This is a genomic window from Candidatus Binataceae bacterium (assembly GCA_035294265.1).
GTDB lineage: Bacteria > Desulfobacterota > Binatia > Binatales > Binataceae > DATGLK01.
This window is the reverse complement of sequence record DATGLK010000035.1, coordinates 91,734-115,895: the sequence shown is the minus strand read 5'-3', so window position 1 is coordinate 115,895 and position 24,162 is coordinate 91,734. Positions and strand designations below refer to the sequence as shown.

General features: G+C 61.9%; 19 protein-coding genes. 17 read left to right on the top strand and 2 right to left on the bottom strand.

Annotated elements, in window-relative coordinates; translation table 11 throughout:
- The 7 genes from era to VKV28_06720 form a co-directional block, all read left to right on the top strand.
- The coding region (era, locus tag VKV28_06750; GenBank protein HLH76494.1) for a GTPase Era at positions 1-882 on the top strand (882 nt) is incomplete at its 5' end.
- A 458-nt stretch (positions 883-1,340) separates the two neighbouring features.
- Positions 1,341-4,001: a valine--tRNA ligase gene (locus VKV28_06745; GenBank protein ID HLH76493.1), complete on the top strand. Its 2,661-nt coding sequence runs from the start codon at positions 1,341-1,343 to the stop codon at positions 3,999-4,001.
- A gap of 3 nt (positions 4,002-4,004) precedes the next feature.
- Positions 4,005-4,856, top strand: coding sequence for a carboxylating nicotinate-nucleotide diphosphorylase (gene nadC / locus VKV28_06740; protein ID HLH76492.1), 852 nt, complete (start codon positions 4,005-4,007; stop codon positions 4,854-4,856).
- Positions 4,857-5,107: 251 nt separating this feature from the next.
- Complete coding sequence (locus VKV28_06735; protein ID HLH76491.1) at positions 5,108-6,436, top strand: hypothetical protein; 1,329 nt, start codon at positions 5,108-5,110, stop codon at positions 6,434-6,436.
- 33 nt (positions 6,437-6,469) lie between these two features.
- Positions 6,470-7,309 carry a hypothetical protein gene (locus VKV28_06730; GenBank protein ID HLH76490.1) on the top strand — a complete coding sequence of 280 codons (840 nt, stop codon included), beginning with the start codon at positions 6,470-6,472 and terminating at the stop codon, positions 7,307-7,309.
- 108 nt (positions 7,310-7,417) lie between these two features.
- Positions 7,418-8,764, top strand: a complete 1,347-nt coding sequence (locus tag VKV28_06725) for a hypothetical protein (GenBank protein HLH76489.1) — start codon at positions 7,418-7,420, stop codon at positions 8,762-8,764.
- A gap of 96 nt (positions 8,765-8,860) precedes the next feature.
- Positions 8,861-9,655: a hypothetical protein gene (locus VKV28_06720; protein HLH76488.1), complete on the top strand. Its 795-nt coding sequence runs from the start codon at positions 8,861-8,863 to the stop codon at positions 9,653-9,655.
- A gap of 223 nt (positions 9,656-9,878) precedes the next feature.
- Here the strand turns inward: VKV28_06720 and VKV28_06715 are convergent, their stop codons facing one another.
- Entirely contained in the window at positions 9,879-11,141 is a 1,263-nt protein-coding gene (locus VKV28_06715) for a Rieske 2Fe-2S domain-containing protein (GenBank protein ID HLH76487.1), read from the bottom strand.
- A gap of 293 nt (positions 11,142-11,434) precedes the next feature.
- Here VKV28_06715 and VKV28_06710 point away from each other — a divergent pair, with 293 nt between their 5' ends.
- The 10 genes from VKV28_06710 to VKV28_06665 all read left to right on the top strand — a co-directional run bounded on the left by VKV28_06710 (position 11,435) and on the right by VKV28_06665 (position 22,822).
- A complete protein-coding gene (locus VKV28_06710) occupies positions 11,435-12,712 on the top strand; it encodes an MFS transporter (protein HLH76486.1) in 1,278 nt (425 codons plus the stop codon).
- Between the two features lie 49 nt (positions 12,713-12,761).
- Positions 12,762-13,472 (top strand): class II aldolase/adducin family protein, encoded by a 711-nt coding sequence (locus VKV28_06705; protein HLH76485.1) that lies wholly within the window; start codon positions 12,762-12,764, stop codon positions 13,470-13,472.
- 481 nt (positions 13,473-13,953) lie between these two features.
- Entirely contained in the window at positions 13,954-15,015 is a 1,062-nt protein-coding gene (gene rlmN / locus VKV28_06700) for a 23S rRNA (adenine(2503)-C(2))-methyltransferase RlmN (GenBank protein ID HLH76484.1), read from the top strand.
- Positions 15,016-15,056: 41 nt separating this feature from the next.
- Entirely contained in the window at positions 15,057-15,920 is an 864-nt protein-coding gene (gene mtnP / locus VKV28_06695) for an S-methyl-5'-thioadenosine phosphorylase (protein ID HLH76483.1), read from the top strand.
- Positions 15,921-16,014: 94 nt separating this feature from the next.
- On the top strand, positions 16,015-16,938 hold the full coding sequence (locus VKV28_06690) for a PfkB family carbohydrate kinase (GenBank protein ID HLH76482.1): 924 nt from the start codon (positions 16,015-16,017) through the stop codon (positions 16,936-16,938).
- Positions 16,939-17,223: 285 nt separating this feature from the next.
- Positions 17,224-18,531, top strand: a complete 1,308-nt coding sequence (locus VKV28_06685) for a UDP-glucose/GDP-mannose dehydrogenase family protein (protein ID HLH76481.1) — start codon at positions 17,224-17,226, stop codon at positions 18,529-18,531.
- Between the two features lie 8 nt (positions 18,532-18,539).
- Positions 18,540-19,490: an NAD-dependent epimerase/dehydratase family protein gene (locus VKV28_06680; protein HLH76480.1), complete on the top strand. Its 951-nt coding sequence runs from the start codon at positions 18,540-18,542 to the stop codon at positions 19,488-19,490.
- Positions 19,491-19,592: 102 nt separating this feature from the next.
- Positions 19,593-21,395: a translation elongation factor 4 gene (lepA, locus tag VKV28_06675; GenBank protein HLH76479.1), complete on the top strand. Its 1,803-nt coding sequence runs from the start codon at positions 19,593-19,595 to the stop codon at positions 21,393-21,395.
- Positions 21,396-21,400: 5 nt separating this feature from the next.
- Positions 21,401-22,117 (top strand): signal peptidase I, encoded by a 717-nt coding sequence (lepB, locus tag VKV28_06670; protein HLH76478.1) that lies wholly within the window; start codon positions 21,401-21,403, stop codon positions 22,115-22,117.
- A 21-nt stretch (positions 22,118-22,138) separates the two neighbouring features.
- Positions 22,139-22,822, top strand: a complete 684-nt coding sequence (locus VKV28_06665; protein ID HLH76477.1) for a hypothetical protein — start codon at positions 22,139-22,141, stop codon at positions 22,820-22,822.
- Positions 22,823-23,374: 552 nt separating this feature from the next.
- Here the strand turns inward: VKV28_06665 and scpB are convergent.
- Positions 23,375-24,160, bottom strand: coding sequence for an SMC-Scp complex subunit ScpB (gene scpB / locus VKV28_06660; GenBank protein ID HLH76476.1), 786 nt, complete (start codon positions 24,158-24,160; stop codon positions 23,375-23,377).
- Positions 24,161-24,162: the final 2 nt, after the last annotated feature.

Here is a 24,162-nt window from a genome sequence, read left to right as displayed (position 1 = left end):
GTCCCCTACCGCTGCGGCTACGTGGCGCTGGCGGGGCGCTCCAATGTCGGCAAATCGACCCTGCTCAACCGCTTGGTAGGCGAGAAGGTGGCGATCGTAAGCCCGCTGCCGCAGACTACTCGCGGCGCGATCGTGGGGATTCGCACCGACGCCGACGCGCAACTGATTATCGTCGATGCGCCTGGGATCCATCAGGCTCGTCGCGCTCTCAACCAGCGCATGGTGCAGCGCGCGCAGCGCGCTATCGCGCAGGCCGACGCGGTCGCGATCGTGGTCGAGCCGCGTCCAGTCGCGCCGCAGGATCGCGAGCTAATCGCGACAGTGAGCGAGCGCAACGTGCCCACCGCGGTGGTTATCAATAAAATTGACCTGGTAGCGCGGCCCAATCTTATTCCGCTGGCCGAACAATGGCTGCGCGCGGCGCCCAAGGCCGAGATCGTGCCGGTCAGCGCGCTTACCGGCGAGAATGTCGAGGAGCTGGTGCGCACCCTCAAGGCCTTCCTGCCGCTTGGGCCAGCCTTGATGCCGGCGGATCAGGCCACGGCGCAGAGCGTGCGCGAGCTGGCGGGCGAGATCGTGCGCGAGAAGTTGTTTTTGCAGATGCGCCAGGAGATCCCGTTTTCCACCGCGGTTCAGATCGAACGTTGGGAGGAGCTTCCCGAGCGCAAGCTGACCCGGATTGGGGCCGCGGTGGTGGTGGAGCGCGACTCGCACAAGGGGATGGTGATTGGCGCCGGCGGCGCGCGGCTGAAGGAAGTCGGCCAAGCGGCGCGCCTGGAGCTGGAGGCTATCCTGGGGCAGCGAGTTTACTTGGAATTGCAGGTGCGAGTGGAAAACAACTGGACCCGCGATCCGCGCCGGCTCGATCAATTCGGCCTGTAGGCTGCGGCCGGCGCGCGCGGTCGTGTGGCGCGCGCTCGGACTGAGCAATTCGCCTCCGATCTGGTTATTTCTCCCGCTCTTTCGCGCCCCATGGGGGTCAAAAATCTCAGGGGCGAGCCGCCCGTGTGTCATCCTTGAATAAGCGCTACTTGCTTTTGAAAGCTGCACTCCTGCATAAAAGATGGCTTCAGCCAGAAACCCTTCTGCTTATGACGAAGGAAGATCGCCCGGTGCGCTAGTTATCCTGCCGGCTGTAGCGCGACCGGCCGCGGGCGATCAGGATTGCGTCTGACCGCCGCGCGGCCGCGCGCAGGTACTGGGCAACCAAGTCCAAATGTGTCATTTTGACGCAAAGTAAGTGGGGACTGGAGCCAAGACGTGACTTGCGGCCTCAGCTTGCTTGCCCTTAAGTCAGCAGCCAGGCGTAGTCCGAGCGTGGCGATTGTGGAAGAAGAGCGTTGGAACTGAGCAAAACCTACGAACCTAAAAGCGCCGAAGAGCGCTGGTATCAGCGCTGGGTCGATCTCGGCTATTTTACCGCTGATCCGGCCGCGCCGGGCCTCGCCTTTTCGATTGTGATTCCCCCGCCTAACGTCACTGGCCAACTGCACCTGGGGCACGCGCTCAACGTGACACTGCAGGACATCCTGGTCCGTACCCGGCGCATGCAGGGTTTCAACACCCTGTGGGTTCCGGGCACTGATCACGCGGGAATCGCCACGCAAAACGTGGTCGAGCGTGAGCTGGCGCGCGAGAAACTCAGCCGCCATCAATTGGGTCGGGCGGCCTTCGAGCAGCGAGTGTGGGCTTGGCGCGCCACTTACGGTGGCCGCATCCTGCATCAGCTGCGCCGCCTGGGCGCCTCGTGTGACTGGAGCCGCGAGCGCTTCACTCTGGACGAGGGATTGTCGCGCGCGGTGACCGAGGTCTTTGTGCGGCTGTACCAGCAGGGACTGCTGTATCGCGACCGCCGCCTGATCAACTGGTGCCCGCGGTGCGAAACTGCGCTGTCGGATTTGGAAGTCGAACACAAGGAAGAAACCGGCGCGCTTTACTATATTCGTTACCCGCTGAACAGCGGGGAGGGCGGCGTGGTGGTAGCCACCACGCGACCCGAAACGATGCTGGGTGACGCGGCCGTCGCGGTCCATCCCGACGACCCGCGCTATCGCGAGCTGGTGGGTAGGCAATTGCGCCTGCCGCTCACCACGCGCACGATTGCGCTATTGGCCGACGCGACGGTTGAGCAGGGCTTCGGCACCGGCGCGGTCAAGATCACTCCCGCCCACGACTTCAACGACTTCGAGCTGGGCCGCCGTCACGGGCTGCCCGAGATCGAAATCATGGACGCCAGGGCGCGGATGACCGCGGCAGCGGGAGCCTACGCGGGGATGAGCCGCGAGGAAGCGCGTACGGCCGTGCTCGGCGATCTGCAGGCGCTGGGGTTGCTCGAAAAGCAAGAGCCCCATCGCCACGCCGTCGGCCATTGCTCGCGCTGCGATACCGTGCTCGAACCGCGCCTATCGGTGCAATGGTTTGTGCGGGTAGCGCCGCTGGCGCAAAAAGCCTTGGCGGCGGTGCGCGACGGACGCACCAAGTTCCATCCGCGCTTTTGGGAAAATACCTATTTCAATTGGATGGAGAACGTCCACGACTGGTGCGTTTCGCGCCAGCTCTGGTGGGGCCATCGTATCCCAGCCTACCAGTGCCGCGAATGCGCTGAGCTGGTCGTCGCCGCGCGACGGCCCGAGCGCTGTGCCAAATGCGGCAGTGCCGAGCTGGTTCAGGAAGAAGACGTTCTGGATACTTGGTTCAGTTCCGGCCTGTGGCCGTTTTCGACCTTGGGCTGGCCCGATTCTACCCGCGATTTGCGGCGCTATTATCCCACCTCGGTGCTGGTGACCGGTTTCGACATCATCTTTTTTTGGGTCGCCCGGATGATGATGCTCGGTCTGTGGTTCACGGACGAAGTGCCGTTTCGCGACGTCTATATCACGCCGCTGGTGCGCGATCAGTTCGGCAAAAAGATGACCAAGTCGCGCGGTAACGTGGTCGATCCCTTGGAAATCATGGAGACCTACGGCACCGATGCGGTGCGCTTTACCTTGGCCCAGCTTGCGGTTCAGGGGCGCGATCTGGTTTTGAGCAATCAGCGCCTGGCGGCGGCGCGCGCTTTTGCCAACAAGATCTGGAATGCCGCGCGCTTCATCCTGATGAACTTGCCCGCTGCACCGGTGCCGCTGCCGGCGGTGGCGGAGGATAAATTAAGTCTGGCCGACCGCTGGATTCTGAGCCGCTTGCGCCAAACCACGATCGATGTGACGGCGGCGATCGACGGCTACGAGTTCAACACCGCCGCGGCGCGGCTGTATCATTTCATTTGGCACGAGTTCTGTGACTGGTACATTGAGCTCGTCAAGGAACCCCTGCGCCAGGGTGGCTTGGCGGGCGAGGGGGCCAGATACACATTGGTTCACTGCTGTGATGGGCTGTTGCGGCTGCTGCATCCTTTTATGCCGTTCATTTCCGAGGAGTTGTGGCAGGCGTTGCGGCCATATCTGGAGCAGACCGCGCTGAGCGAACATTTGGCAGTCGCCAGCTTTCCCACTCCCGAACGCGAAATGCTCAGCGCCGCCGAGGGCCTGGCGATGGCCAATTGCGTGCAGGCCAGCGAGGCGATCAACAGCTTGCGTGCGCTCGCCGGTTACCATCCTGGCCAGCGCGCGAGTGTGGTGATAGTCGCCGCCAACGCGGCGATCGCGGCGCAAGTCGCGACGTGGCGCGCCTATGCCCAGGTGATGGGACGGGCGGCGGAAATCGAGGTGGTGGCGGCTGGTGCACCGCGCGAGCCCGCGACGCTGGCGGCGGCGCTGGGGTGGGCTGAAGTGCGGGTCAGGACGCCGGCGGAGTTCGATCTTGCCAAGGCCCGTGCGGCGTTGCAAAAACAGCAGGCTGAAGTCCTGGCCCATCTCGACCAGCATCGCGCCCGACTGGGCAACGCCGAATTCATGGCCAAGGCCGCGCCCGAAACCATCGAGCAGATGGAGCAACGCGCCGAGGAATTGAGTCAACGCGAGCAAGCGCTGGCCGCACAACTGCAAATGCTTGTGCAGGAATAGCCCATGGAGCTCATCAATCGTCTTGCCTTGTCCGACTTGTTACAACGCGCCTTGGCCGAAGATGTCGGGCAGGGGGACGTCACCACCAGCTTGACTGTACCTCACAACCAGCGCGGGCGCGCTCGCATCCTGGTCAAGGCCACGCCGGTGGTGTTTTGCGGTGGACCGCTGGTGGAGGTTTTGTTCAACCATGCCGGAGCCCAACCGCGGCTGCGCAGCCTGGCCCCCGAAGGCGCTCGGCTGGAGCCGGGGGCGCTGGCCGCGGAATTGGACGGCTATCTGGTGGGGATGCTGGCGGCCGAGCGCGTGATGCTCAACTTTCTACAGCTCATGACCGGAATCGCCACCGCCACCGCCGAATTCGTCGCGGCGGTGGCCGGAACCACGGCGCGCATCATCGATACCCGCAAGACTCATCCCGGCTTGCGCGCGATCGAGAAGTACGCCGTCGGCGTGGGTGGGGGCGGTAATCATCGCTACGCGCTGGACAGCGGTGTGCTGATCAAGGACAACCACATTGTGGCCGCCGGATCGATCACGGCCGCGGTACAGGCCGCGCGCCGCGGCGCCCCGCACACGCTGAAAATTCAAGTTGAATGCGAGACTCTCGAGCAGGTCGAGGAAGCTGTAGCGGCAGCGGCCGACGTAATTTTGCTCGACAATATGGATCTCGATCACATCCGGCGAGCCTGCGCAATCGTGGCCAAGCGCATCCCGATCGAGGTGTCGGGCAACGTCAATCTGGGTAATGTGCGCGCCATCGCGCAGACCGGGGTGGAGCTTATTTCAGTGGGTGCGATTACGCATTCTGTGCGCGCCGCCGATCTCAGCATGCGGCTGGAGAACGTGGTCTAGTAGGGCTTTGGGATCCGTGGAAGCGGAGCACTAACGTCTGCTGAAACGGGGACTTTTTTCGCACGAGAAATCGAATGACACTGCAAGACTGCAGCGAGCGCCTCACTGGCTAAAGTTTGTTTGTGCCTTTGCGCTATTCGAAAAGGCGAACTAAGTTAGGAAAGCTTGCGGGCGCCTGTTCGCACAAGCGTGGCGTGACAGGCGTAACCACGGCGTGAACCACCTAGCCGATCAGGTGGAAAGGGTGCCAGATGAAGAAAATCGAGGTGATTGCTGCGGTAGTCGGGTTAAGCGCCTGGTTGATGTTGGGCTTGGGTGGGCCAGCCGGGAGAACGTGGCAATTGGGTGCGACGTCGGCCTGGGGCCAGCAAAAGGGCGATGAGGTGCCTGGAATTCCCGCGCTCTCGCTGAGCGGACGCGGCAGCGCGCGAGTGATGGGCGCGGACATCAACGGCCGACCCAAAGGGGTTAAATTGGCGCTGCCGGCGAAATTCCAGGCGCTGTTGGATTCCTATTCGATCCCTGGCGGCGATTGCATGCCCGCCACCGAGCTGCACGACCCCTACCCGGAGTTCAACGGGATTGCGATCGATCCCAAGGCTGGGATCGTGGTGATGAGCGATACCAACCTCAAGAGCGCGCTGGTGTATCCGCTCGACATCAAGGCGTCGCCCAGCGATCCCAACATCACAACGCCCCTGCATTGGGTGAAAGGACCCAATACCTTTCTTTCCTTTGCCGCCGGGGTCGCGGTCGATCCGGTACGCCATGAGTTCTACACCACGGAGAACGACGTTGGCGATGACGTGGCGGCCTTTCCATACGGGGCCAATGGTAACTTCAAGTCGCGAGTGCTGGCGGTGCCGCATGGCTCCTACGGCATCGCGCTCAGCCAGCGCTACAGACAAATGGCGGTGGCGATTCAGCACAATGCCCAGATCATTTTCTTTCGCCTGCAGGCGCACGGGGTCGAGCCGCCGGTGCGCGAGATCCGCGGCCCACATACCGGACTGGCCGATCCGCACGGGGTAGTATGGGACGAACAGCACGGCGAGATCTTCGTTTCCAATTATGGCAACTCGAATCAGGGCTATTGGGATCCTGACTATACCGGCGGGGGCCATTACTATCCGCCCTCGATTCGTGTTTTCAAGGACGACGGCAAGGGTGACGTGACCCCGGTACGCGTGATCTCGGGGCCCAAGACGCAGTTCAACTGGCCCACTGGGATCGCGATCGACGAAGCGCACAACGAGCTTTATGTCGCCAACGAGGCCGGCAATCAGGTGCTGGTCTTTCCACGCGACGCCAACGGCAACGTGGCACCGATTCGGATTCTATCCGGCCCGGCGACTCAGATCCGTCAGCCCATGGGCGTGGCGTATGACTCGATTCGTCATCAATTGTGGGTGGCTAACTTTGGCCATACCGCCGAGGTCTTTGACAACGGTGCCGAGGGCGATGTCGCGCCGGTTAGGCTAATTCGCAACGCGCCCGAGGGCACCATGGCGGCCGGCTTCGGTAATCCGATGGCGCTGGCCTACGATTCCAAGCGCGACGAACTGTTGGTACCCAATTGAGTCAGCGATCCGCGCATCGCGGTCTTTGCCAGGATGGCAAGTGGTAATGTGAAGCCGGTTCGCATCATCGAAGGCCAGCGCACCAAGCTGACGCGGGTAGCGCATGGTATCGCCTATGACGCCAAACACGATGTAATTATCGGAACCGAGCCGCTGGCCGCCTCGATCGTCTTCTTCCGTGGCGGGACGGCGGGTAACACGCCTCCGATTCGCGTAATCCAGGGCCCCCACACCTTGTTGCATTCGCCCTACGAGCCGTCGGTGGACCTGGTGAACAACGAGCTGTGGATCGCCGATTTGGAAGCCAAGGCGCTGTATGTGTTTCCACTGGACGGCAACGGCGATATTCCACCGTTGCGAATCATCAAGGGGCCCAAGGCGGTGTTGGGTACAGTCAGCGGGGTGGCGGTCGATCCCGCGCACAACCTGGTGGTCGCGACTGGTTATAGCCAGAACTATCGGCCCGGAATTTTTATCTTCGATCGCACCGCCAACGGCGACGTTGCGCCCAAGCGGATCATCAGCGGACCGAGTACGGGGATCATCAGCGTGTGGCACGTGCAGGTGGCGGATTCCAAGATTTTCGCCGTCGCCTCCAATTTTTATTACATTCCTTCCTACGATCCCGGCGGCTACAAGCCACGGGGCAACTGCGACGGACCGATGCTGCCCTTTATCGGGCCGCTGGGTTTTGTCGGGGTTTGGAATGAGAGCGATAGCGGCGACGTACCGCCGCATGCGATCATTCTGGGGCCAGCCAGTGAACTGTTGCATCCGGTGGGAATCGCCGTCGATGCCAAGCACGGTCAGGTCTTTGCTAGCGACAGCGTGCGCAACAGCGTCTTCAGCTACCTGGTCCCCGGTTTCTTCTAAAGACGCGCAAACCTCGCGTGGGCCAGCGCGCGGCGACCAAGCCGCTCGCTGGCTCGCAGGTGAAGCTTCGCCGCCCGGTTCGCGGCCCGCTGAAGGAGCCTTTAGAGCATGAGCAACCGCAGGCTTGTCCGACTCGCCGGCATGGCCGCATGCGCGCTGGGTTTACTTATCGCTGCCGGCTCTCAGACTATCTTGGGTGGGGGGCATTGGTCCGCTCCGACCTGGGTCGGCACGGCGGCGGCCCAAACGGGACCGGGGGTTGGCAAACCGGTGGCACGGCCGAAGCTGATGGGCAACGGCGAGCGGTTGGTGGAAGCTGACGCCAACGGCCATCCCAAGGGCATCAAGGTCGCGCTGCCGGCGAAATTTCAAGCTCTGCTGGATTCATATGCAATTCCCGGCGGCGATATCATGCCGGCTAGCGCGCTGTGCGATCCGTTTCCCGAATTCAACGGCATCGCGATCGACTCCAAGGCTGGCATCGCAGTGCTCAGCGATACCAACCTCAAAAGCGTACTGATCTACTCGCTGGCCGTGCCTGCGCCGCCTGACGATTCGAACCTGACCCAATATCTGGGCTGGGTGAAAGGGCCGAATACCTTTTTGTCGTTTGCCGCCGGGGTCGCGGTCGATCCCGTGCGTCACGAGTTCTACACCACGGAAAACGATGTCGGCGACGATGTCGCCGGGTTTCCCTATTCTGCCAACGGCAATTTCCACTCGCGCGTGCTCGCCGTGCCTCACGGCTCCTATGGCATCGCGCTCAGCCAGCGCTACAAGCAGATGGCGGTGTCGATCCAACACAACGCCGAGATCATTTTCTATCGCCTGCAGGCCCACGGTGCCGAGCGTCCCTTGCGCTCTATTCGCGGACCGCACACCGGTTTGGCCGATCCTCACGGCGTGGTTTGGGACGACGCTCACGGGGAGATCTTCGTCTCTAATTACGGCAATTGGAATCAGGGCTATTGGGATGCCGACTACAGCGGGGGTGGTAAATATTTCCCGCCCTCGATTCGGATTTTTAAGGACGATTCCAAGGGCGACGCAGCTCCAATACGGGTGATTCAGGGGCCAAAGACGGAGTTAAACTGGCCCACCGGAATCGCGGTCGACCCGGTTCATAACGAATTGTTCGTGGCCAACGAAGCCGCCAATCAGATCCTGGTGTTTGCTCGCGATGCCGACGGCGATGCCGTGCCGTTGCGGGTTCTGGGCGGACCTCGCACCGGAATTCGCTATCCGATGGGGGTGGCCTACGACGCCAGTCACGACCAACTATGGGTCGCGAACTTTGGACATACCGCGGTCGTGTTCGGCCGCGCCGACGAGGGTGACGCGCCGCCACGCCGGGTGATTCGCAATGCGCCGGAAGGAACGCCCAGCGCCGGTTTCGGTAATCCGATGGCGCTGGCGTACGACTCCAAGCGCGACCAATTGCTGGTGCCCAATTGAGTCAGCGATCCGCGCATCGCGGCATTTGCCAGGTCGGCAAGTGGAAACGTCGCCCCAGTACGGGTTATCGAAGGTCAACGCACCAAACTTACCCGCGTGGCTCATGGCATCGCCTACGATCCTCTGCACGACGTGGTGATTGGGACCGAACCGTTGGCCGGCTCGATCGTCTTTTTCCGCGGCGGCAGTCAGGGCAACGTCGCGCCGCTGCGGGTGATTCAAGGGCCACACACGGAGATTCATTACCCATTTCAACCCGCGGTTGACGTAAAGCACAACGAGTTGTGGGTAGCCGACGTCGTTTCCCACGGGTTGCTGGTCTTCCCGCTCACCGGCAACGGCGACATCCCGCCATTGCGCGTGATTCGTGGCAATCGCACGCAAATGACCGGGGCCAGCGGCGTTGCGGTCGATACTGACCATGATTTGGTGATTGCTTCGGGTTCAACCCATGGTGCTCCAGCGATCTTCACCTTCGATCGTAGGGCGAGCGGAAACGTACCACCTAAGACGGTAATCAGCGGGCCGACTACGGGCATCGTCAGCGGCTGGCACGTCCAGTACTACCGGGGAAAGATCTACGCGATCGCCTCCAACCATTATCTGGGTGCATCCTACGACCAAGGTGGTTTCGAACCGCGTCCCAAGTGCGACGGGCCGTTACTCGCTTTCACCGGGCCATTGGGCTTTGTCGGAGTTTGGAAGGAAACCGACAACGGTGACGTCCCGCCGCAGGCGATTATCATGGGACCGGCCTCGGAGTTGCTCCATCCCGACGGCTTAGCGATTGATCCGGGGCACAACGAGCTGTTCGCAAGCGACAGTGTGCGTAACGGGGTGTTCGGGTATCTGGTGCCGGACTTCTTTACTGTTGCCGGCCCGGCTCGGTAGCCAAAGCTAGAATCGCGTTTCGCAAGTGAAATGGCCAGCGGCCAGTACGCCATCATGAGCAAAGCGAACGCGGTAGAAGGATCTCGGGCAGCTCGGAGGGCGGTGGCGCGGGCGGCTCGGCCCGCGCACACGATGAGAGGGCACGGCGGCCCGCCCCACTAGGCCCAAGGCGGTAGCGAGTTGTGCGACCTCTAAACGCTCCGCCTATTCAGGAGACGCGACACTAGAGCGCGGGAGGTGGGTTGAGCGGATCGATTTCCAGCCAGTTTTGCGTCGCGGGAAAGCGGATCGCCAGCGCCCGCACCCGGCTATAGTCGATCTGGCGGTCGAGGCCGAAGGGCAGGGTGCCGTGCTCGCGATGCTCGCGCAGGGCCTTGAGCAGCATCCGCCGGCTGCGGATGATCACGGTATCGCTACTGCCCAGATATTCACGGCTACGATCGACGATCGGACCCATCGATTCCTCCACGATAAAGTCTTCGTAGGTGAAGTTGCGCATGATCCCGCTCCAATGCCCTTCTTTCATCGCGCGCCGGTCCTGATGCCACATATTATCGCGGTTGCCCATATCCTGGCTGTAATTGTCGTCGTTGTCGGTAGTACCCCAAAACGCCCAGTCGCGGTAATCCTGAGGCACCGGTCCGTAGGGATTCATGTAGTAATACCAATGGGCGCTCCATTCGTCGTCGATCGGTACCACCGCTACCACTAGACGAGATTTTCCCTGGTCCCCGGGAATGAAGGAAAAGTAGGGCAAGACGACTTCGCGAATCCGCGCGTAGACGGTGCCGTCGGGCAAATGGCGCAAGGCGGCTTCGCGAAAGCCGTAGGGTTTTAGGATGAATTCGAAGCTAGGAGCGGTGTTGGCCCGCGACATCGGGCCGGTGCGGTTATCGATCGCAAAAGGATTGGCGGCTATCGCGCTGCTGTGCAGCATCCCCAGATGGGCCGAATCCAACTGCCCCTCGAAACCTTGCAGCCAGTTGCCGTGCACGACCGCCCGGCGCGCTATCGCCGAGGCCGGCCCTTGATGAAATTCGAAGTTGTAGAACTGGGGCGGTTGCTCGCGCTTGCCCAGGTAGACCCAGACCAGGCCCCCAGCTTCGCGGACCGGGTAATGGCGCACCCGCACCTTAGCGGCGAACTCGGTCCGCCGCTCGGGCGGTTCGGAAGGCACTTCGACGACTTTGCCCGAGACGTCGATTTTCCAGCCGTGGAAAATACAGGTAAGCGCGTTGTCCTCGTTGCGGGCCAGTGCCAGCGAGGTACATCGATGGGGGCATCCTTCGTCGAAGAAGCCGACCCGGCCGTCGGTTGAGCGAAAGGCGACGAAGTTCTCGCCCAAAAGTCGCACGCGCGCAGGCGCACCATCGGCTTCCAGGCCGGCGCTGCGCAGGGCGGGGGTCCAGCATTCGCGCAGCAACTCGCCCATTGGAGTTCCCGGTCCGACTTGAGTCAACATCTGGTTTTCCGCCCGCGTTAGCATCGATGTAACGCTCCTTGCCTGGTCGGTGACCACCCCGCGAGGCGCGGTCTCATTCGCTAATTAGCACACCCTGAGATGGCGATAAATGCGATGCTCCAATCGTGCGACTCTTACCAAGCGCCGGCGTGCGCGGCATCACGGAGTGGCGCAAAGGGCAAAACAGTGTGGATCCGCCGCTTAAGCTGACGCCTCTTGGCTTGCGAGGCGGGATTAACTCTGACAGAGATAAAAGATTGCTTCTGATGCCGCTGCGTGCAGGTTAAATGGAAGCCAGCCCCTCAGGTGCCGTCACGATGCCATGTTCTTCGGAGGCGGCCAGCTTTCTCCCCGAGCGTTCAACTAGATACCTGGTAATGCTGGTCGGGATGCTGATGTCGGCCACTATCTTCGAGGGCTACGATATCACCATCTTTCATCTCTGCACCCCGGATATCGCGCATACTTTCGCGCTTGGCAATGCCTCGATCGGCCTGATGGCGGCGGTAGTGCGATTTGGCGGCCTGTTATCATTTTTCGTCGTCACCCTGGCGGACCATTTCGGCCGCAAGCCAGTCATTTCTTGCACCGTGCTGTGCTACGCCGTTTTCACGCTGCTGACCGCGCTGTCGCGGGGAATGGCGAGCTTTACCTTTTTTCAAAGCTGCTCGCAGGTCTTTCTGGCCGCCGAGTTCGGCGTCGCGATGACGATGATCACCGAGGAATTTCCCGAACGAGCGCGCGGCCGAGGGATCGCTGTGCTCCATATGACCGCGTTCTTCGGTGTGGCCACGGCGGGCCTGCTCTACGGCTATGTGGCGCCCAGCCGGTGGGGATGGCGCGGGATGTATCTGTTGGGAATTGCGCCCTTGCTGCTGGTTGCGCTGCTGCGGCGCGGAATGCGCGAGACGGCGCGGTTCGAGCAACTGCGCGCGGTGGGAGAGGTGGGCACGATCGGGGCCGGAGTGTTCAGCCATCTGCGCAAGAGTATCGCGCCGCTGAGCGGGCCGTACCGACGCCGTGTGCTGGTCCTGGCCCTGCTCTGCAACAGCCTGGGGCTGGTCGGCGGTCCCACGATCTCCTTCTTCAGCCTTTATGCCAAGCGCGACCATCAGTGGAGCTCTGGGCAGATCGGCTTTGCCGTGGTCCTGGCCTACCTGGTCGCGACCACTGGAACCCTGAGCTGCGGTTTCCTGATGGATCGCCTGGGCCGGCGTCCGGCTGCGATCCTATTCTGCGTGGGAGCCGGCATTGCGATGGCCCTGCTGTTTCAGAGCTCCGCCCATAACAGCATGATGGTGGCCCTGGCCGCGACCATGTTCAGCTATCAGGGCGCGCGCACGGCCGCCTCGGCGCTTTCCGCCGAGCTGTTTCCCACCAAGGCGCGCGCCGGCGGTTATTGTTTGTGCGTCCAGGTCCTGGGTCAATTGGGTTGGACGTTTGCGCCTCTGGCGGTTGGCTTGCTGTCCATTCCGATGCATGGATTGGGCAATGCCGCCTCCCTGTTTGGGGTCGGACCAGTTCTGGGCGCCCTGTTGGTTTTGCTCTGGGTACCCGAGACCGCGGGTAAGCGTCTGGAGGAGTTGGCCCTGTAAGGGCGCGAACTTTGGCGAGCGCTCCCCAAGCGAGGGGCGTGGAGGACGAATGATGAGTGATCTTGCAGCGCAGTTACGTGACTTGGTTATAGCCAATCGGATTTTGGCCCACGAACGGGTGGTCGACGCCTTCGGTCACGTCAGTATCCGCCATCCTCAACGGCCGGACCGCTTTTTTCTCTCCGGGGCGCGCGCGCCCGAGCTGGTTAGCGAGGCCGATTTGATTGAGTACGACCTGGAGTGCAATCCGATCAATCAAAACGGACGCGCCATGTATGCCGAACGGCCCATCCACGGCGCCATCTACAGCGCTCGTCCCGACGTGATGGCGGTGATTCATAATCATGCTTACGAAGTAATTCCCTTCACCGTTACCAATGTGCGCTTGCGGCCGCTGCTCCATACCGCAGGCGCCATCGGCGCCCGTATTCCGGTGTGGGATATCAGGACGAAATTCGGCCATACCGATCTGCTGGTGCGCACCTTGGAGCAGGGGCGAGATCTCGCCAACTGCCTGGCGCAGAACACAGTGAGCTTGATGCGCGGGCATGGCTGCGCGGTGGTCGGCCACACTCTCAAGGCTGCCGTAAGTACCGCCATTTATCTGATGGTCAACGCACGTTTGCAGTCGGAGGCGATGCGACTGGGCGAGGTCACCTTCCTAAGCGACGAAGAGGTCTCCGAGACCACCCGGATGGCAACCAGTCCGCTGGGAATCGATCGGGCATGGGAGTATTGGGCCCGCCGCAGCGGAATCTAGTAAGACAAGCCGATTGGGCGGGCGTGGTGGAACCGCCGGATCGCAGCCGGGCTGAAAGAGCTGATGCGGGAACGCATCCGGGCCCACCATCGAGGCTATAGTGGAGTCCGCCGTGAAATGCCTTGGCTAAGACCGATTTGGCGAGCTTTTCGGTGCGGACTGTAGCCGTCTCGATACGCGGCTCGATCGTATCGGCGGGTTTGAAGAGGGCTGTGACGTGCCGGACGATCTTGCGCTGCTACCTCAAGCGGGGAACGGGGGCGTAATCGACTTTTAGATCGCGCTTTCAACTTTCGATGCAGGGAAGACCGCGACCGCGAGCTGCGCGAGCGCCTTCGGAGTCTGGGCGGAAAGAAGCGCGGCCGGGGCTGTCCACTGCTCTACTAGGTGATCCGCGACTGCAGACTTGGATGGGCAGGCTGTTGCGGCCAACGACAAGTGCGGGGTATTGCTGGCCGCCCACTTAGGCTAAACTTACGCGGTGGTCCAACCTGCGCTAACCAGTCTCAAGGCTGACATTCGCGATTTCGCGCTGGAGGAACTCGAAGCTGTGGCTGCGGCCGCCGCGCAACCTGCCTATCGCGCTCGGCAGGTGGCCCAGTGGCTTTACCAGCGGCAGGTGGAGTCGTTCGCCGCGATGACCAATCTACCCTTGGAATTGCGCGAATATCTCAACCAACACTTTAAACTCACGGGGCTGCCAGCGACGGTCGTTCACGATGGCAGCGACGGTACCCGTAAGCTTTTACTCGGCTTGGCCGATGGCCAAGCGATCGAAAGCGTGATCATTCCAGGCGCCGGCCGCACCACGCTGTGCCTTTCCAGCCAGGTGGGATGCGGCTTGGGGTGCGATTTCTGTGCCACCGCTCGTATGGGTCTCAAGCGCAATCTGGCTGTGGGCGAGATCGTCGGGCAGGTGATTGCCGCGCGGCGCTATTTGGAGAGCGGCGAGCAACTGACCAATTACGTTTTCATGGGAATGGGCGAGCCGCTGGCCAATTACGAGCGCCTCGTTCGCGCGCTCAAGATTATGACTTCCCCATGGGGGATGGGGATTTCGCCGCGCCGGATCACGGTTTCGACCGTCGGCCTAGTTCCCCTGATCGAGCGGCTGCTGGCCGATACCGCAGTCAACCTGGCGGTCTCGCTGCACGCTACAACCGATCAGATTCGCGACCGGCTGGCGCCGATCAATCGCCGCTATCCGCTGGCGGAGCTGTTGGCAGCCTGTCGCAAGCTTCAATTGGGGCGGCGCCGGATCACCTTTGAATATGTGATGTTGGCAGGGGTCAACGACAGCGACACCGACGCGCGCCGGCTGGTCAAGCTGATGGCGCCATTGCGCGCCAAGGTCAATCTGATCTGCTTCAATCCCTTTCCCGGAGTTCCCTACCGGGGCAGTTCGCGCGAGCGGCTACAAGCCTTTCAAGCGCAGCTTTTGAGGGGTAATTTGACCGCAACTATCCGCGAAAGTCGCGGCCGCGACATCGCCGCCGCCTGTGGCCAGTTGCGGGTAGAACACGAGCGCGCGCTGCCAACCTAGGGCAGTTGCTCGCGACGCTTTGGCAGGGATGGCGAGGAACGATGGCTGAGACGGTTTTGGGTATAATCGGCGGGAGCGGCTTCTACCAGATGCCGGGGTTGGAGAGAGTCGAGCAAATCGAACTTGACACTCCGTTTGGCGCGCCTTCGGACAGCTATGTTCGTGGTAGCCTCGGCGGCATCACAGTAGTCTTTCTTTCCCGCCATGGCCGCGGCCATCGGGTCATGCCCAGTGAGATCAACTATCGTGCGAACATCTACGGAATGAAGCAATTGGGCGTGCAGCAGCTGCTGTCGATCAGTGCGGCCGGTAGCATGCGCGAGAATCTAGCGCCGGGCGATTTTTTTGTTCCCGACCAGTTCATCGACCGGACTTTCAAACGGCCGCAGAGCTTCTTTGGCAACGGCATCGTCGGTCACGTTTCCATGGCCGATCCGGTTTGCCCTCACCTGGCCACCGACTTGACCCTGGCCTGCCGCGCCGCAGGAGCCACGGTGACCCAGGGTGGGACCTACCTGTCGATCGAAGGGCCGCAATTTTCCACTCGTGCTGAATCCCAGCTCTACCGTAGTTGGAAGGTGGACGTGATCAGCATGACTGCGGTGCAGGAGGCACGCCTGGCACGCGAAGCGGAGCTCTGCTACGCGATTCTGGCGCTGGTCACCGATTACGATTGCTGGCATCTAAGTGAGAAAGAAGTAGATATCGGCGATGTCATTCAGGTGCTTGGCGCGAACGTTACCACCGCGCGCGCCGCGCTGAGCCATCTGGCCGCGAGGCTGGCCGTGAGCACGCGTAGCTGCAGCTGCGCCCAGGCGCTCAAGGGCGCGATCGTCACCGAGCGCTCAGTAATTCCGCGCCAGACCCGCGCCGCGCTGGATCTCCTGATCGGCAAATATTTGTAGTGCGGGCTGGTTGGCGAACTGAAGCAGATATTCAAACTCCGAGGGAGTAACAGGCGTTGGCGCAGCTTTTGTCGGAACGGGGCGGTGCGCCGGCATGAGTATCGTGGTGGTGGGAACCGTGGGCTACGACACGATCGAGAGTCCCGCCGGCTCTCGCCACAACGTCCTGGGTGGCTCGGCGACGTACTTTGCCCTGGGCGCGGGCTTCTTCTGGCCGGTCAGCCTGGTATCCGTGGTTGGGCGTGACTTTTCTTCGGATCATCGTCAATGGTTGGCCGAACGCAATGTCGATCTGCGCAACTTGGAGGTTCGCGAGGGACCCAGCTTCCGCTGGCGCGTGCGCTACGAGGCGACCGCGGCGCGCCGCCAGACGTTGGCGCTAGAGCCTGGCGTTTTCGCCGATTACCAGCCTCGATTGCTGCCCGACCAATGTCGCGCCGACCATCTTTTCCTGGCCGGCTTGGCCCCTGCCATGCAGGCTTCGGTGCTCAGCCAGACCCATAGCCCGCGGATTGTCGCCGCCGGTACCATCGCGCATTGGATCGTCGATTTTCGCGCCGAGCTGCTCCGCGCCCTGGCGGATCTCAACCTGCTGTTTCTCAACGAAGAAGAGGCCCTGCTGCTGGCGGATGACAGCAGCCTGCTGCGCGCCGGCCGGGCCCTTCTCAGCCGCGGCCCGCAAGTAGTGGTGATTACGCGCGGCGAGCACGGCCTCTGGCAATTCAGCCCCGATGGTGTCTTTGTCGCACCGGCCTGGCCGCTCGAACAGAGCGTCGATCCCACTGGTGCTGGCGATACCTTTGCCGGCGCCTACGTGGGTTATCTGGTGCGTCAAGGGAAGCTGGCGCCGGCAATTTGCCGCCCGGCTGCTATATATGCCAGCGTGCTCGCCTCCTTCGCGGTCGAAGCCTTTGGTTGTGAGCGACTGCTGAGCTTGACTTGGCAGGAGATCGACCAGCGTTACCGCGACTATCTGGCGCTGACCGACCAGCATCGGCCGCGCTGGACTTCGCCCTGACGAACCGTGGCGGTCGTAGCTAGTTGGGCCGGGCGCGGAAAAATTCAATCGGTGTGCGCATCGGCCGCAGCTTGCCACGGGCAAAGCCGGCCCCCACCTTGATTTTCCCCGGGGAATAGGAGGGCTGAAGCAGGCTGCGTGGACTTTTTTGCCCGCGTGCTGGACAAGCCCGCAAGGCTCCGAAAAGATATAGCGGTTTGGCACCAGGGCTGTATGCGCGTGGCCCGACTGGCCAGGGTGGTCCGTGGCTGTCCTGACGGGAAGGACGCGGGCAAAGGAGTCAGGATGAACATCGCCATTATCGGTACCGGGTATGTGGGGTTGGTCACGGGAACCTGCTTTGCGGAGGGCGGCAACGAAGTAGTTTGCGTCGATATCGACCGCGCTCGCATCGCGGGGCTGCGGGCGGGCGAGGTCCCCTTCTATGAGCCTGGGTTGCAGGAACTAGTGCGGCGCAATCAGCGTGAAGGGCGCTTAAGCTTCATGACGGAGTTGGTGCCGGCGGTGCGTCAGTCGATGATCACCTTCATCACCGTCGGCACGCCGATGGATAGTTCCGGTGCGGCCGACCTCAGCGCCGTGATGGCGGTGGCACAAGAGGTTGGCGCGGCCATCCAGGGCTACCATATCGTGGCGGTCAAGAGCACCGTGCCGATAGGAACCGGAGACAAGGTCGAGGCCCTGGTACGCAGCCACACCAGCGCTCATTTCGACGTCTGCTCGGTTCCTGAATTTCTCAAAGAGGGCTCCGCGATCGAAGATTTTACCCGTCCCGACCGGGTAATTATCGGCAGCCAAAGCGATCGCGCCACGGCTATCCTCAAGGAGCTGCACGAACCATTTGTACGCACTGACAATCCGATTTTGGTGATGGATCGGCGCTCGGCGGAGCTATGTAAATACGCCTGCAACTCGATGCTGGCCTTGCGCATCTCGTTCATCAACGAGATCGCTAACCTGTGTGAGGCGGCCGGTGCGGAAATCAGTCACGTCCGGCGCGGCCTGAGTTCGGACCGGCGGATCGGCTCCCATTTCCTGTTTCCCGGCATTGGCTACGGTGGTTCCTGCTTTCCCAAGGATGTTCAAGCACTGATCCACACCGCCAGCGAATACGAGCAGGAGTTCTCTCTGCTTAAGGCCGCCGAAGAGGTCAATCGACGGCAGAAAACCCTGTTGGTAGACCGCATCAAAGCCCACTTTGGTCACGATCTGAGCGGCCGTACCTTGGCGGTGTGGGGCTTGGCATTCAAGCCGCGCACCGACGACATGCGCGAGGCGCCGTCAATCACGATAATCGAAGGGCTGCTAGCGGCGGGGGCGACCATCGCGGCTCACGATCCGGAAGCGATGGATAATGCGCGCCGGATCTTCGGTGAGCGCATTACCTACCACACGATCAATTACGACGCGCTGCGGGGCGCCGACGCGCTGCTCGTCCTGACCGAGTGGAACGAATTCCGCCAACCCAATTTCAACCGTTTGCGAGAGCTGCTCAAGCAGCCGGTTATTTTCGACGGCCGCAACCTGTACGATCCGGCCCTGATGCGCGCACTCAACTTTACCTACTATTCGGTGGGACGTCACCCGATCTAAGGGGTCCGATGGCAATCTTGGTCACCGGCGGTGCCGGCTTTATCGGTTCGCACACCGTCGACGCGCTGGTGGCGCGCGGAGAAGAGGTGGCGGTGCTGGACAATCTGTCCTCGGGCAAGCGCGCCAATTTGAATCCGCGCGCACGCTTCTACCACGCCGACTTACGCGAGCCAGCCGCGCTGGCCACGGTGCTTGAGCGCGAGCGGCCGGCGGTGATTTTCCATTTCGCGGCCCAGATGGATGTGCGCCGCTCGGTCGCCGATCCGGCCTTCGATGCCCAGGTCAATCTAGTCGGAATGCTCCATCTGATGGAGGCGGCGCGCGGGCAAGGCCTCAAGCGAATAATTTTTTCCTCCACCGGTGGCGCCATCTATGGCGAGCAGCTCCGCTTCCCCTGTGATGAAACCCATCCCTGCCGCCCGCTTAGCCCCTATGGCATCGCCAAACTGGCCACCGAGCACTACCTCGAATTTTATCGTCTCGAATACGGGATCGATTTCACCGCCCTGCGCTATGCCAACGTCTATGGTCCGCGCCAGGATCCCCACGGCGAAGCAGGGGTGGTGGCGATTTTCTGCGGCCGTCTGCTGGCCGGCCTGCCCTGTACGATATACGGCGATGGCGCCCAGACCCGCGATTACGTATATGTCGGCGACATTGTGCGTGCCAACTTGGCGGCGCTCGACCACAGCGCGAGCGGCAGCTTCAACGTCGGTACCGCTGTGGAGACCGACGTCAACGGACTCTACGCAATGGCGGCCGCAATCGTGAGAAGCAGTGCGGTCGCACTCCGGGCGCCAGCTCGCCCCGGCGAGCAGCGCCGCTCGGTGATCGACGCGGGCCGGGCGCGACGGGAGTTAGGATGGGAGCCGCAGACCAGTTTGGCGGAGGGTCTGCGCCAAACTCTGGAATATTTCCGCGGCCGCTCGCCGGTGCCGGGTAGTGCGGCGCGCTCTTAGCTGTCACAATGTGGAAAGGCGAGCAGGGTCGTGCTGGGCGCAACGCCCATGCGAGCCTGCGCACGAAACTTCGGAGCGGTTGGGACGCGGGCAGATTCTTAGATGACCAAGTGTGAACTGCTGCGCAATTTTTCCATTATCGCGCATATCGACCATGGTAAATCCACCTTGGCGGATCGACTGCTGGAGCGCACCGGCGCGCTCAGCCAGCGTGAAAGCCGGGAACAGTACCTGGACTCGATGGATCTGGAGCGCGAGCGCGGAATCACCATCAAGGCCCGCGCGGTACGCCTAAGCTACCAGGCGCGCGATGGCAACAATTATACGCTTAATCTCATCGATACTCCCGGCCACGTTGATTTCGCCTATGAAGTTTCCCGCAGCCTGGCCGCCTGCGAAGGGGCTTTGCTGGTGGTGGATGCCAGCCAAGGGGTGGAGGCGCAAACGCTGGCCAACGTTTACCTGGCCTTGGATAACGGTTTGGAAATCGTGCCGGTAATCAACAAAATCGATCTGCCCGGTGCCGATGTCGAGCGCACAAAGCGCCAGATCGAAGAGGTCATCGGGTTGGACGCCTCCGAGGCCATTCTAGCCAGCGCCAAAGAGGGAGTGGGAATCGACGAGGTGCTGGAAGCGGTGGTTCATCGCTTTCCCTCCCCGCCCGACCGTCATCGGGCGCCCTTACGCGCCCTGATCTTCGATAGCTGGTACGATCCCTACGAAGGCGCTATCAGCTTGGTTCGCGTGGTCGACGGCGAGCTGCGAAAAGGTGCCCGCATTCGCCTGATGGGAACCGCCAAGGAGGGCGAGGTCAGCCGCCTCTCCTATTTCACGCCTCACGAGCAGGCCACCCAAGTGCTGGGCTGCGGCGAGGTTGGAATGGTGGTGGCGGGTATCAAGACCGTCGCCGATATGAGGGTGGGCGACACGGTAACCGATGCGCTCAACCCCGCCGCCAGCGCGCTGGCGGGCTTTAAAGAACTCAAGCCGATGGTCTTCGCCGGGCTTTATCCCACCGAGGCCAACCAGTACGGCGCGCTGCGCGATGCTATCGAAAAGCTTAAATTGAACGACGCCAGCCTGATTGTCGAGCCCGAAACCTCTCAAGCCCTGGGCTTTGGCTTTCGCGCCGGGTTTCTAGGCCTGCTGCACATGGAGATAGCCCAGGAACGGCTGGAGCGCGAGTTCGGCCTGGACTTGATTATCACCGCACCTACCGTGGCCTACCGGGTGGTGTTGGCCAATGGCGAGCGGCTGATGATCGATAATCCGGCGCATCTGCCCGATGAGGGGCAAATCGAAGCCATTGAGGAACCCTTTATCCTGGCTGCCATCCACATGCCCGACGAGTTCGTTGGCGCGGTGATAGGCCTGTGCGAGGATAAGCGGGGGGTGCAGCACGATCTGCGCTACCTCGGCGTCAATCGAGTAATTCTGCGCTACGAACTGCCGTTGGCCGAGATCGTCTTCGATTTTTACGATCGGCTGAAGTCAGTAAGCCGCGGCTACGCTTCACTTGACTATGAATTTCTGGACTTTCGCCCCGAACCTCTGGTTAAACTCGACATACGAATCAACGGCGAGCTGATCGACGCTTTGTCGATTATTGTACATCGGGATAAAGCCTACGAACGAGGGCGAGCATTATGCCAGAAGATGCGCGAAGTAATCCCGCGCCAGATGTTCGAGGTTGCTATCCAGGCCGCGATTGGGGCCAAGGTGATTGCCCGCGAAACGGTCAAGCCGCTGCGCAAAAACGTCACTGCCAAGTGCTACGGCGGTGATATTACGCGCAAGCGCAAGCTGCTGGAGAAACAAAAAGAAGGCAAAAAGCGAATGAAGCAAGTTGGACGGGTCGAAATTCCTCAGGAGGCCTTTCTCGCCTTACTCAAGGTGGGAGAATAACTTACGTGGCTGGACCGCTGCACAATCCCGCAACCCCCGCCCAAGGGTTTCAGTACGAGCCGCCGCCGCGCGCTAAATCGGCGGTGCGCGAGTACGCCGAGGCGCTGGTTATCGCCATCGTCCTGGCCCTGGTCATCCGGACCTTTTTGGTCCAGGCTTACAAAATCCCCTCCGGTTCGATGGAGCCCACGCTGTTGATCGGCGATCATATCCTGGTCAACAAGCTGGCCTACGGCCTGCGCCTGCCCGATTCTTTTTTCGGTCTCCAGCCCTTGGCCGGCACCGTCCCGTATGGCAACTACCTGTTCCGATTGGAGCCGATCCATCGCGGCGATGTGATTGTGTTTGTGTTTCCGCCCGATCCGACCAAGGATTTCATCAAGCGTGTAGTCGCGCTGGCCGGTGACACGGTGGAGATTCGTGGCGCGTCGGTGATCCTCAACGGTAAGCAAGTGACTCAACCCCATGCTTACTACGAGCCGGGCACCGATCGGAGCGCGATGATCGCGCCACGTGACCATTACGGGCCGGTGACCGTGCCCACGAACGAGATTTTCGTCATGGGGGACAATCGCGATCGTAGTTACGACAGCCGCTTTTGGGGCTTTGTGCCCGATCGTAACGTCGAAGGGCGGGCAGTGGTGATATACTGGTCGTGGGATTCCGAAAGTTCCTCCTGGCTGCCGATACGCTGGCGCCGTTTCGGCAAAATTATCCATTAGGCGTTACACAGGGAGGTGGTCGTGGACGAGGATGGCGGAAACGCGGCGAGCAATCGGATCGAGGCGCTTTTAACCCAGCTCAGCTCGCGCTTTGAGTTGGTGGTCGAAGTGGCGGCCGGCTTTGGCGGACGGCTGGACCAGTTGCGCGAGGAGATGGTCTCCCAGTTTGCCGAGGTTGGACGGCAGGTCCGCTTTCTAGCCGACCGGATAGCCGACAATCAGACCGGCCTTGAGTCGATGCGCGGAGAGCTCGCACTTGAGATGGTCCGCCTCAACGAGGCGTTGGGCGCGGCCCGCATCCAGCTCAAGCAGGATCTCAACGGAATCGAGGAACTGCGCCGGGCGGTCCAGGACCTTGGCTCGGCGCGCCCGGCGGCTGAACTAAGCCGCGGGATGGAAGTGGTTCGCCGCAGATTGAGCGAGGATCTGGACAAACGCGCCGCCGAACTGCGACGCGAAATCGGCGCCCGGCTGGATCACCTGACCCGCGCCGTAAGCGGGGAGCGAGGCGGTAGCGCCGAGCGCAAAAACGCGTTGAGCGTTGCGGAAGGTGCGATGGGTGATTTGCAAACTGAAGTCAAAACGACTAACAAAAGCTTGGCCAACCTGCTGAAGAAATTCGAGCGCTTCGACGATCGGTTGACGGTGCAAATCAAGGATCAGGACCAGCGCTTACGTAAGCTGGAGCGGCGCGCCAAGGCCTGATTGCGCCCGCTTTCGCCTGGGCACGGGGACCGTTTGCTCCACCACGCGCTCACTGGGCGCTTACCCGGGGACAGCGCGTGAGATCATCTTTGCGCACTGGGTTGCCGCGCCCGGACATGATGGTCTGGTGATGCTGATAGCGTAACGAACGCGGTCGTCTTGTGATGGAGCGAGCAGCAACTGCGCGGCGAATTGCTGACTCCGCTGCTAGCCGGCCGAGGAACCACCGGCCTATCCACGGCGTGAATCTGGGTATCTGCTCTAGCTGTCCGCCGGCACCTCGGCGTCTCCCATCCGGCTCCTTTTTCGGAGCGGGTCACCAGGCGACGGACTCTACCTCAAATTGACGGAGTGTTCGGGGGGGCCGGGCCAGTGCCGTTAAGGATATGGTGAAGCCGCAGGTTGTGCCTGGGTGGCGGCGCGGAGGTGATGCCCCCTTGGGTGTTGAAATTGGCAGTGGCGGTTTGTATCCCCTGGGCGGCGATTGTCGCGGTTCCGGGATCCGGCGCAACCGGATTGGGTCGCTTCCGATAAGATACTACGCGGTGGGGTTTAATCCTTCTCGCGCGAGGGCTCCGACGCCAAGGCAGGTTCCTGCGCTGGCAATTGGGCTGGGTCGGTTTCACGCGCGGCGTGCTGTTCCCGCTCCTGCGAGGATTCTTGCTGAGCGGGCGCCCCATCGGTGCTTTGCTCGGCGGTTTCCTCGGCCGCTTGCTCGTGTGCGACAAGCGGCTGGATGGGAACCGCTTCAGGCGCAATCTCCTCGCCTGCGGCCTGCTCGTCCAGGCGCCGCTGTTCAGCCGTCTCGATCTGCTGCTCGACCTCGCGCAACTCGCTGAGATCGGGCAGGCTGTCGAGGTCCTTGAGGCCGAAAGTCTCCAGGAACTCGGGCGTGGTAGCATAGAGTTGAGGACGTCCTGGCGCTTCCTTGCGCCCGGCGACCCGAATCAGCCGGCGCTCCAACAGGCTGTCGAGCACGGCGCCGCTATCCACCCCGCGTAGCTGTTCGATCTCGGGGCGGGTAATCGGTTGGCGATAGGCGATGATCGCGACTGTTTCGAGGATCGGGCGCGATAGGCGCGGGGGACGCGCGGCGAGCAGCTTGCGCACCCAGGGCGCGTGCTCCTTGGCGGTGCGCAATTGATAGCCGCCGGCGACCTCCGCCAGCACGATCCCGCGCCCCTCGCGATTGCAGTCAGCGGCCAGTTCGGCCAGGGCTTGGCGTAACGCCTCTTTGGGTGCCTCGTCCAGAACCGCGGCCAAACGGTTGAGCGACAGTGGTTCCCCGGCCGCGAACAGCAGACTCTCCACCACCGCCTTCAAATTCTCGTCATCCACCG